We start from the raw sequence: 9,671 nt of genomic DNA, 5'->3' as shown, positions 1-9,671 counted from the left end.
CGGCGCGGCCCGATCGCCACGGGTCGATCGGGCTGGGGACACCCGGGCCGCGGGCAGAACGGGGATCGCCTGAAAGGGCACCAGCAAAAGTTGGAGAGGGCGCGCGGCGACCTGTGACCATCCTGGCCTTCCGCCGGAACCCCGCTCGGGATTCGATGCTTGCCCCGGGACCACCGCATCGGCCATTCTGGCGGTGAAGCCGTGGAGGGAGGGGAACTTTGCCCGCCGCAGCGCTGCTCGAGATCATCGACATCCGCAAGAGCTTCGGCGCGATCGAGGCGCTCCGGGGTGTCACGCTCTCGGTCTTTCCCGGCGAAGTGGTGGCGCTGCTCGGCGACAACGGTGCGGGAAAGTCAACGCTCGTCAAGATCGTCGCGGGCGAATTGCGGCAGAGTTCGGGCCGGGTCGTCTACGACGGCATCGAGCGGCATTTCGCCTCTCCAGGCGACGCCAAGGCCGTCGGCATCGAGACCGTCTACCAGGACCTCTCGCTCTGCACGAACCTCGACGTGGTCGCCAATTTCTTCATGGGCCGCGAGCTGACCCGCCGCGTGCTCGGCCTGCCCGTCCTCAGGGACCGCGAGATGGAGGCCGAGACCGCGCGCGCGCTCGCGGCCGGCGGCACGCAGATCCCCTCGCTGCGCACCAGGGTCGAGCATCTCTCCGGCGGCCAGCGCCAGGCGATCGAGCTCAACCGCTTCGTGCACTGGGGCGGCAAGCTGGTCATCCTCGACGAGCCCTTCGCCGCGCTCGGCGTCGAGCAGACCCGCCGCGGGCTGGAGACCGTGGACCGGGTGCGCGCCCGCGGCATCGGGGTGATCCTCATCACCCATGTCATGGCCCAGGCCTTCGCGGTCGCCGACCGCATCGTCGTGATGCGCCAGGGCGCCATCGCCGGCGACCTGCGCACCGGCGAGACCAGCCCCGACGAGGTCGTCCACCTGATAACCGGCGGCATCGAGCGCATCGGCGCCGCGCCGCGGCACGTGCAAGTCCAACCAGAAAAGGGAGCAAACGCATGACCGGATTGAAGCGCATCGGCGCCATTGCCCTGCTCGCGACGGCGTTCGCCGCCGCCGGCCTAGGCACCGTCTTCGCCCAGGGCAAGGGCATGATCTATTATCTCGTCCCGACGCTGCTCGACGAGTTCCAGACCGGCTCGATCGACGCCATCACCAAGTTCATGGGCGACGTCGGCTACGAGGTCACCGCGCTCGACGCCCAGAACCGCAGCGACCTGCAGCTCAACCAGGTCGACGACGTGCTCAATCTCGACCCGGCGGCGGTGATCCTCGCCGCGGTCGATTTCGACGCCATCAAGCCGGGCATCGAGAAGCTGCGCGCCGCCGGCATCCCGGTGATGATCTTCGACCGCCAGATCACCTCCACGCCCTCCGACCTCACCTCGGTCGCCGGCACCGTGGAGATCGGCCATATCGCCGCCGACGAGGCGCTGCGCCTGCTGACCGAGAAGAAAGGGGCGGCCCGGGGCAAGATCCTCCAGATCCTCGGCGATCCGGGCGATCCCTACACGCTCGACATCCAGATGGGCTTCGAGGAGAAGCTCGCGGCATTCCCGGACATCGAGATCCTCACCCATGCCGCGATGCAATGGGAGGCGACCAACGCCGGCAACATCGCCCAGGACCAGCTGCTGACCAATCCCGACATCGACCTGATCTTCAGCCATGCCGCGCATCTCTCGGTCGCGGTGGCCGCCGTGCTCGAGGCCCAGGGCAAGGCGCCCGGCGACATCCTGATGATGTCCTCGAACGGCGCGCCGGTCGGGCTCGACCTGATCCGCGACGGCTGGCTGCAGGTCGAGGTGGAGCAGCCGATGTACGCCCAGGCCGCGGCGCTGGCGATCTTCGCCGACAAGGTGGTCAACCAAGAGGCGCTCCAGCCCGGCACCTACGACATCACCGGGCTGCAATCGGAGCTCACGATCGAGGACTGGGGGCCCAACATCAAGATCCCCGGCGCCGCGATCACGCCCGACAACGTCGACGACCCGAAGTTCTGGGGCAACCTCCAGCCGCCGACCGAGCCGGTCGCGGCCATCGAGTGACCCCCTGACAGAATCCCGACGGGCGCCGCGCTCCGGCGCCCGTCCGCGCGGACCGCAGCCATGCCCCCTGAGCCCTCTTCCTCCGGCGCCGGACCGCGCCGCTACCGGCCGGTCCTCGCCTTCATCCTCGACAATCTCGTCTGGCTGATCCTGCTGGTCGCGCTGACCGCCTTCGGGCTCTTCATCCCGAAGTTCCTTCAGATCGGCATCTTCCTCAACATCCTCGAGCAATCGACCTTCGTCGGCGTGATCGCCGTGGGCCTCTCGCTGACGCTCGTCGCCGGCGAAATGGATCTCTCGGTCGAATCGGTCATGGCGCTCGCCGCCATGCTGGTCGCGCTCACCTTCGGCACCGGCGGCGCCGGCGGCGGGCTGGAACTTCATCCCGCCTGGCTCGCCTTCCCGGTCTCGCTCGCCATGGCGCTCGGGATCGGGGCGGCGGTCGGCGCGCTGAACGGCCTGCTGGTGGTGCGCTTCGAGATCAACGCCTTCATCGTCACGCTCGCCTCCTACATCTGGGGCCGCGGCCTCGTGGTCGCGCTCTCCGGCGGGCGCTCGGTCTACGGGCTTCCCGACGCGCTGCGCGGCGTCGCGGTGCAACGCCTCCTCGGGGTGCCGCTGCTCGCCTGGGTGCTGATCGTGGTCTATCTCGCCTTCGCGTTCCTGCTCGCCAAGACCCCCTTCGGGCGGCATCTCTTCATGATCGGCGGCAATGCGGTGGCGAGCAACCGCGCCGGCATCCGCGTCGCGCGCAACGTCATCCTCGCCTTCCTGCTCTCGGGCATGCTGGCCGGCCTCGCCGGCTGGCTGCTCGCCTCCCGCACCGCCGGCGCCACGGCGAACCTGGGGATCGGCATGCTCTTCCAGGCCTTCGCGGCGGTGGTGATCGGCGGCGTCAGCCTGCGCGGCGGCGTCGGCCGGCTCTCGGGCGTCTTCGCCGGCGTGCTGCTGCTCTCCTCGATCCAGACCGCGATCAACGTCATGGGCATGCCGCCCCATTACACCATGATGATCCAGGGCCTGCTCGTGCTCGCCGCCGTCCTGCTCGACACCGCCAAGAACAACCTGCGGCGCAGCTATTTCTGAACGGCCGACCCCCCGGGCCGGACGCTGCCCTCTTCCTCCCGTGAGACCGTCGAAGAAGAAAGGACGAGCCCAGACGCGATCCCTCTGGAACGGCGCTGGCCGTGGCCTTGCCTGCATCGGGCCGCTGGCCTACATCGGGAACGATGAGAAACCCCCTCGCTTCGCTGACGCGCCGTGAGACCGTCAACGTGCTCCGGCTGGAAGGCGTGATCGGGAGCGCGGCGCGGTTCGGCGCGACCTCGCTCACCGACGCGAGCCTCGCGCCGCTGATCGAGGCGGCGTTCCGGCGCAAGCCAAGGGCCGTCGCCATCGCGATCAACTCGCCCGGCGGCAGCCCGGCGCAATCGAGCCTGATCGCGGCCCGGATCCGCCGCCTCGCCGACGAGAAATCCGTCCCCGTGCACGCCTTCGTCGAGGACCTGGCGGCCTCGGGCGGCTACTGGCTCGCCACGGCCGCCGACCGGATCCATGTCGATGCCAACAGCATCCTCGGCTCGATCGGGGTGATTTCCGCCTCCTTCGGCTTCCAGGATCTGCTCGCGCGCCACGGCGTCGAGCGGCGGGTCCATACCGCCGGCGAGGACAAGAGCCTGCTCGACCCCTTCCGACCCGAACGGGCGGAGGACGTCGAGCGGCTGGAACGCCTGCAGGCGCAGATCCATCGCAACTTCATCGAGCAGGTCCGGGCGCGCCGCGGCGACCGCCTCTCGGGCGGGAACCTCTTCACCGGCGACATCTGGCTCGGCCAGGCCGCCGTCGAGGTGGGGCTTGCCGACGATATCGGCCATCTCGTGCCGGTGATGAAGGCGCTCTTCGGCGAGAAGATCCGCTTCCGCTCGATCAGCCGCGCCAAGCCGCTCCTGCGCCGGCTCGGGCTCCCCGGCATCGGCGAGGCGCTCGGCCAGGTCGAGGATCGCGCGCTCTGGGCGCGCTTCGGGCTGGGCGCGCCATGATCGTGAAGGCCGTGGCGCTCTTTCTGGTGGCGATGCTCGTCCTGGGCATTTTCGGCAAGTGGCGCCGCCCGGGCGCCGGCGCGCGGCACCGCGGCCCGGCGATCGAGCCCGCGCGCAGATGCCGGGCCTGCGATACCTATCTCATCGGCTCCAGCCCGGACGCCTGCGGGCGCCCCGACTGCCCGAACCGCTGAAGCCTCGCGGGAGGCGCACCTTGGACATCCTCTTCCTCCTGCTCGGTCTGGCGCTGCTCCTGATCGCCGGCGACCTGCTGGTGCGCGGCGCGGTGGCGCTGAGCCTCCGGCTCGGCATTCCCGCGCTGATCGTCGGCCTGACGGTGGTGGCCTTCGGCACCTCCGCCCCGGAGCTGCTCATCAGCATCCAGGCGGCGCTCGACGGCGCGCCGGGCATCGCGGTCGGCAACGTGGTGGGCAGCAACATCGCCAATGTGCTGCTCGTGCTGGGCCTACCCGCGCTCTTCGCCGCCATCGCCCCGTCCCATGCGGAATCCCGGCGCAGCTATTTCCAGATGCTCGGCGCCTCGATCCTCCTGATCCTGCTCTGCCTGCTCGGGCCGCTGCATTTCTGGCACGCCGCGGTGCTGCTGGCCTGCTTTGCGGCGATGCTGGTCGACATGGTGCGCGAGGGGCGCAAGCATCCCGGCCATCTGGTCGAGGACATCGAGACGCTTGCGAGCTACATGTCGCAGCGGCGGATGATCCTCTTCCTGGCGCTCGGCATCGTCGGCCTTCCGCTCGGGGCCCGATTCCTGATCACCGGCGCCGTGGGCCTGTCGCGGGAGTTCGGGATCTCGGAGGCGGTGATCGGCCTGACCATCGTCGCCGTCGGCACCTCGCTGCCGGAACTCGCCACCACGCTCGTGGCGGCGCTCCGGCGGCACAGCGACGTGGCGATGGGCAATGTGATCGGATCGAACCTCTTCAACATCCTGTCGATCCTCGGCTTCACCAGCCTCTTCGGGCCGATTCCCATCGCCGCCGGCTTCCTTGAGCGCGACCTCTGGGTGATGCTCGGCTGCGCGCTCCTGCTTGGCGGCTTCGTCCTGCTCGGCCGGCCGGTCGGCCGCGGCGCGGGCGCGGTTTTCCTGCTCGCCTATGTCGGCTACCTTGCCGTCCTCGTTCTCTCCAGGGGAAATCCGGCATGATGCGCGACGGTGCGGCATTGGTGACCGGCGGGGCGCAGCGCGTCGGGGCGGCGCTCGTCCGAGCGCTCGCGCGCCGCGGCCTCGACGTGGGCATCCATTGCCATTCCAGCCGGGAGGCCGCCGAAGCGCTCGCCGAGGAGATGCGCGGCCTTTCGGTGAAGGCCGTGGTGGTGCCCGCCGACCTGCTCGACCGCGCCGAGACCGGGGGCCTGGTCGCCGCGGCCGCCGCGGGCCTCGGCCGGCCGATCACCGTGCTCGTGAACAACGCCTCGATCTTCGAGCACGACCGGATCGGGACCGCGACCTGGGAGAGCTGGGACCGCCACATCGGCTCGAACCTGCGCGCGCCCTTCGAGCTCACCCAGGCCTTCGCCGCCCAGGCGCCGCGCGGTGCGCGCGATACGAAGGGAGAGCCGGTCGCAAGCGCCTGCATCGTCAACATGATCGACCAGCGGGTCCGCAAGGTCACGCCGGAGTTTGCAACCTACACGATAGCGAAGTCGGGCCTCTGGGCGCTGACCCGGATCGCCGCCCAGGGCCTCGCTCCCGACATCCGGGTGAACGCGATCGGTCCGGGGCCGACACTGCGCGGTTCGCGACAGAGCGAGCCGCATTTCGCGGCCCAGCGCGCGGCCACCGTGCTGGGCCGGGGGACGAACCCCGAGGAGCTCTGCCGCGCGCTCGATTTCATCCTCGACTCGCCCGGATTCACCGGTCAATTGCTCTGCGTGGACGGCGGCCAACACCTCGCCTGGAGGACCCCGGATGTTCTCGGCCTGGAGTGAGTGCAGTGCAGAAACCCGGTGCCGGACGGACCATCCGTGTTGACTTTTCCACCTCGTGGGAGGCCGTCACAAAAGCGTGTTGATTCTGTCAACGATTCCAGAAATTTACCTGTGTTTAATCAAAATATCGAGCAATAACATGCACTTGCAAAACTGCCCAAAAAAAGAGCAAAGAAGTAAACGGCCTTTGAATCCAGAGGAAAACCCCTCTTCGGCAAAGTTTCCAACAGAGTTTTCCACAGATTCCGTGGACACCTTTTTCCTTGCGCTCCACAACGAATCCGGGCAGCGCGACTCAAGAATCAACCAGGAGTAGAATGATCAACGCCGTCGACTCCCCGTCGGGCATGACCGGAGACTTCGAGGAGGACGGCGTTTCCCGAAAGGCCGCCCGCCAGGGGCACGCGGTCATCAAGGGCTATCTGCGGAGCCTCGACGAGCGGCCCGGGGTCTATCGCATGCTCGATGCCAGGGCCGAGGTGCTCTATGTCGGCAAGGCTAGGAACCTGCGCAAGCGCGTTGCTTCCTATGCCAAACCAGCCGGTCACAGCTCGCGCATAAGTAGAATGATCGCCGCGACGGCGTCGATGATGTTCCTCACGACCGAGACGGAGACCGAGGCGCTGCTGCTCGAGCAGAATCTCATCAAGCAGCTCCGGCCCAAGTACAACGTCCTGCTGCGCGACGACAAGAGCTTCCCCAACATCCTCGTCACCGACGACCATCCCTTCCCCCAGATCCGCAAGCACCGCGGCCTGCGCAGCGAGAAGGGCCGCTACTTCGGCCCCTTCGCCTCGGCGGGCAGCGTGAACCGCACGCTCAACCAGCTGCAGAAGGCGTTCCTTTTGCGCAACTGCACCGATTCGATGTTCGACTCCCGCAGCCGCCCCTGCCTGCTCTACCAGATCCGGCGCTGCAGCGGCCCCTGCGTCGGGCTGATCTCCCAGGCCGACTATGCCGCCCTTGTCGAGGACGCGGCACTCTTTCTCACCGGCAAGTCCACCCGCGTGCAGGAGCATCTCGCCCGGGAGATGGCCGAAGCCTCGGCGGCGATGGAATTCGAGCGCGCCGCCGCCCTGCGCGACCGGATCCGCGCGCTGACCAACGTCCAGGCCAGCCAGGGCGTCAATCCCCAGGGCGTCGAGGAAGCCGATGTCGTGGCGCTCCACCAGGAGGGCGGCCAGGCCTGCGTCGAGGTCTTCTTCATCCGCGCCAACCAGAACTGGGGCAACCGCGCCTATTTCCCGCGGACCGGCGCGGGCGCCGAGCCGGCCGAGATCCTCGAGGCCTTCCTCGGCCAGTTCTACGGCAACAAGACCCCCGCGCGGCAGATCCTGCTCTCGCATGCCATCGAGGACGCCGACCTGATGGAGGCCGCGCTCGGCCGCGCGCTCGGCCGCAGGGTCACCATCGCGGTCCCCCGGCGCGGCGAGAAGGCCGCGCTCGTCGAGCATGCCGCGCGCAACGCCCGCGAGGCGCTGGCCCGGCGCATGGCCGAGAGCGCCAGCCAGATCGCCCTGCTCGAAGGCCTCGCGGCCGCCTTCGGCCTCGAGGCGGCACCCGAACGGATCGAGGTCTACGACAACAGCCACATCATGGGCGCCCATGCGGTCGGCGGCATGATCGTCGCGGGGCCCGAGGGGATGGTGCGCTCGCAATACCGCAAGTTCAACATCCGCTCGACCGAGCTGACCCCGGGCGACGATTTCGCCATGATGCGCGAGGTGCTGACCCGCCGCTTCTCGCGCCTCGCCCGCGAGGATCCCGACCGCCAGGGCGGCGCCTGGCCCGACCTCGTGCTGATCGACGGCGGCGCGGGCCAGGTCTCGGCCGCGGCCCAGGCGCTGGCCGAGCTCGGCATCGACGACGTGGCGATCCTCGGCGTCGCCAAGGGCGTCGACCGCGACGCCGGCAAGGAGGAATTCCACCGCCCCGGCCTGCCGCCCATGGCGCTCGGCCACAAGGACCCGGTGCTCTATTTCATCCAGCGCCTGCGCGACGAGGCCCACCGCTTCGCCATCGGCGCCCACCGCACGAAGCGCGCCGCCCAGACCCGGGCGACGCCGCTCGACGAGGTGCCGGGCGTGGGCGCCGCCCGCAAGCGCGCGCTCCTGGCGCATTTCGGATCCGCCAAGGCCGTGGCCCGCGCCGGGCTCGCCGACCTGCGCGCGGCACCGGGAATATCGAGCGCGCTCGCCGAGACGATCTACGGCTTCTTCCATGGCGACGCGTGAGCGACTACATCTATTCCCGGGGGCGGGGCCCCGACAGGACGAATCCGAATGCGCTGGACGATTCCCAACACACTGACCGTCATGCGCCTCCTGGCGGCCCCGGGGGTCGCTTTGTCCTTCGTGATCTTCGACCGGCCGACCGCGGACTGGATCGCGATCATCCTCTTCATCGTCGCCGCCCTGACCGATTTCGTCGACGGCAAGCTCGCGCGGGCGTGGAACCAGGAATCAAACTTCGGCCGCATGCTCGACCCGATCGCCGACAAGGCGATGGTGGTGATCGCGCTCTCGGTGATCGTCGGGCTCTCGGGCATCAACCCGCTGATCCTCGTGCCCGTCGCCTTCATCCTGCTGCGCGAGGTCTTCGTCTCGGGCCTGCGCGAATTCCTCGGCCCCAGCGCCGGCAAGCTCCAGGTGACCTATCTCGCCAAGTGGAAGACCACCGCGCAGATGGTGGCGATCCCGGTGCTCCTGCTGGCCGGCGTCTTCGAATACGACCGCCGCCGCGGGGCGCCCTGGGTCAGCTCCTGGTTCCACAACTGGGCGGAATGGATGCTGCAGAACGGCGGGCTGATCCTGATCTGGACCGCGGGGCTGCTGACGGTCATGACCGGCTACGACTACCTGATGAAGGCGATGCCGCATCTGAAGGACCGCGGCAAGTGAGCCTCGAGCTGCGCTATTTCGCCTGGCTGCGCGAGCGGATCGGCTTGCCCGGCGAGACGATCGAGACCGGGGCTGCGACCGTCGCCGACCTCGTCGAGGAGCTCCGCGCCCGCGAGGACCGTTATGCGCTCGCCTTCTCCGACATGGGCGCGGTGCGCGTGGCGATCGACCAGGAGCTGGCCGGCCTCGACGCCCCGATCGCCGGCGCGCGCGAGGTGGCCTTCTTCCCGCCCATGACCGGAGGCTGAATGGCGGTCCGGATCCAGCGGGAGGATTTCGACCTCGGGGAGGAGCTCCACCTGATCCGGGCGGGCCGCCGGGATCTCGGGGCGCTGGTCAGCTTCACCGGCCTCGTGCGCGACCGCCACGGCGCGGCGGCGATCACCGGGCTCGAGATCGAGCATTACCCGGCGATGACCCGGCGCGCGCTCGAGGCCATCGAGAGAGAGGCCGCGGCGCGATGGCCGCTGCAGGCGGTGCTCATCCTCCACCGCTACGGCCCGCTCGCGCCCGGCGACCAGATCATGATGGTCGCCACTGCCTCGGCCCATCGCGCGGCCGCCTTCGAGGCGGCGGAATTCCTGATGGATTTCCTCAAGTCCCGCGCCCCCTTCTGGAAGAAGGAGACGACGCCCGAGGGCGCCCGCTGGGTCGATGCCCGCGCCAGCGACGAGGCGGCGCTGGCGCGCTGGCACGCCCCGGCGCGATCCTGAC

At 69.2% G+C, this 9,671-nt stretch carries 11 protein-coding genes; all 11 read left to right on the top strand.

Translation table 11 applies throughout. The annotated features are described in order from the left end of the window. Positions 1 to 218 precede the first annotated feature (218 nt). The 11 genes from V7050_RS01955 to V7050_RS01905 all read left to right on the top strand — a co-directional run bounded on the left by V7050_RS01955 (position 219) and on the right by V7050_RS01905 (position 9,670). A complete protein-coding gene (locus V7050_RS01955; protein ID WP_324368653.1) occupies positions 219 to 1,022 on the top strand; it encodes an ATP-binding cassette domain-containing protein in 804 nt (267 codons plus the stop codon). Next, on the top strand, positions 1,019 to 2,068 hold the full coding sequence (locus tag V7050_RS01950) for a sugar ABC transporter substrate-binding protein (protein WP_324368651.1): 1,050 nt from the start codon (positions 1,019 to 1,021) through the stop codon (positions 2,066 to 2,068). The genes V7050_RS01955 and V7050_RS01950 overlap by 4 nt, the downstream gene beginning before the upstream one ends. A 60-nt stretch (positions 2,069 to 2,128) precedes the next feature. Further along, a complete protein-coding gene (locus tag V7050_RS01945) occupies positions 2,129 to 3,154 on the top strand; it encodes an ABC transporter permease (RefSeq protein WP_324368649.1) in 1,026 nt (341 codons plus the stop codon). Between the two features lie 143 nt (positions 3,155 to 3,297). Further along, positions 3,298 to 4,107, top strand: coding sequence for a S49 family peptidase (locus V7050_RS01940; RefSeq protein ID WP_324368648.1), 810 nt, complete (start codon positions 3,298 to 3,300; stop codon positions 4,105 to 4,107). After that, positions 4,104 to 4,301: a hypothetical protein gene (locus tag V7050_RS01935; RefSeq protein WP_324368646.1), complete on the top strand. Its 198-nt coding sequence runs from the start codon at positions 4,104 to 4,106 to the stop codon at positions 4,299 to 4,301. The genes V7050_RS01940 and V7050_RS01935 overlap by 4 nt, the downstream gene beginning before the upstream one ends. A 20-nt stretch (positions 4,302 to 4,321) precedes the next feature. Beyond that, positions 4,322 to 5,272 carry a calcium/sodium antiporter gene (locus V7050_RS01930; protein ID WP_324368644.1) on the top strand — a complete coding sequence of 317 codons (951 nt, stop codon included), beginning with the start codon at positions 4,322 to 4,324 and terminating at the stop codon, positions 5,270 to 5,272. After that, a complete protein-coding gene (locus tag V7050_RS01925) occupies positions 5,269 to 6,057 on the top strand; it encodes an SDR family oxidoreductase (RefSeq protein ID WP_324368643.1) in 789 nt (262 codons plus the stop codon). Before V7050_RS01930 ends, V7050_RS01925 begins: the two co-directional genes overlap by 4 nt. A gap of 347 nt (positions 6,058 to 6,404) precedes the next feature. Continuing rightward, positions 6,405 to 8,291, top strand: coding sequence for an excinuclease ABC subunit UvrC (uvrC, locus tag V7050_RS01920; protein WP_324368655.1), 1,887 nt, complete (start codon positions 6,405 to 6,407; stop codon positions 8,289 to 8,291). A 48-nt stretch (positions 8,292 to 8,339) separates the two neighbouring features. Further along, positions 8,340 to 8,957, top strand: a complete 618-nt coding sequence (gene pgsA, locus V7050_RS01915; RefSeq protein ID WP_324368641.1) for a CDP-diacylglycerol--glycerol-3-phosphate 3-phosphatidyltransferase — start codon at positions 8,340 to 8,342, stop codon at positions 8,955 to 8,957. Further along, a complete protein-coding gene (gene moaD / locus V7050_RS01910) occupies positions 8,954 to 9,205 on the top strand; it encodes a molybdopterin converting factor subunit 1 (protein WP_324368639.1) in 252 nt (83 codons plus the stop codon). Before pgsA ends, moaD begins: the two co-directional genes overlap by 4 nt. Further along, a complete protein-coding gene (locus tag V7050_RS01905; RefSeq protein ID WP_324368637.1) occupies positions 9,206 to 9,670 on the top strand; it encodes a molybdenum cofactor biosynthesis protein MoaE in 465 nt (154 codons plus the stop codon). It begins immediately after the preceding gene. Position 9,671: the final 1 nt, after the last annotated feature.

This window comes from Amaricoccus sp. (assembly GCF_036846665.1).
Taxonomy (GTDB): Bacteria; Pseudomonadota; Alphaproteobacteria; order Rhodobacterales; family Rhodobacteraceae; genus Amaricoccus.
The sequence above is the reverse complement of the archived record's forward strand: the minus strand, read 5'-3'. Positions and strand labels throughout refer to the sequence as shown.

What these genes read in the sequence shown, in the direction of transcription:
- V7050_RS01950 (WP_324368651.1), top strand. Translation starts at nt 1,019, where the DNA reads ATGACCGGATTGAAGCGCATCGGCGCCATTGCCCTGCTCGCGACGGCG.
- V7050_RS01945 (WP_324368649.1), top strand. Translation starts at nt 2,129, where the DNA reads ATGCCCCCTGAGCCCTCTTCCTCCGGCGCCGGACCGCGCCGCTACCGG.
- V7050_RS01940 (WP_324368648.1), top strand. Translation starts at nt 3,298, where the DNA reads ATGAGAAACCCCCTCGCTTCGCTGACGCGCCGTGAGACCGTCAACGTG.
- V7050_RS01935 (WP_324368646.1), top strand. Translation starts at nt 4,104, where the DNA reads ATGATCGTGAAGGCCGTGGCGCTCTTTCTGGTGGCGATGCTCGTCCTG.
- V7050_RS01925 (WP_324368643.1), top strand. Translation starts at nt 5,269, where the DNA reads ATGATGCGCGACGGTGCGGCATTGGTGACCGGCGGGGCGCAGCGCGTC.
- uvrC (WP_324368655.1), top strand. Translation starts at nt 6,405, where the DNA reads ATGACCGGAGACTTCGAGGAGGACGGCGTTTCCCGAAAGGCCGCCCGC.
- pgsA (WP_324368641.1), top strand. Translation starts at nt 8,340, where the DNA reads ATGCGCTGGACGATTCCCAACACACTGACCGTCATGCGCCTCCTGGCG.
- V7050_RS01905 (WP_324368637.1), top strand. Translation starts at nt 9,206, where the DNA reads ATGGCGGTCCGGATCCAGCGGGAGGATTTCGACCTCGGGGAGGAGCTC.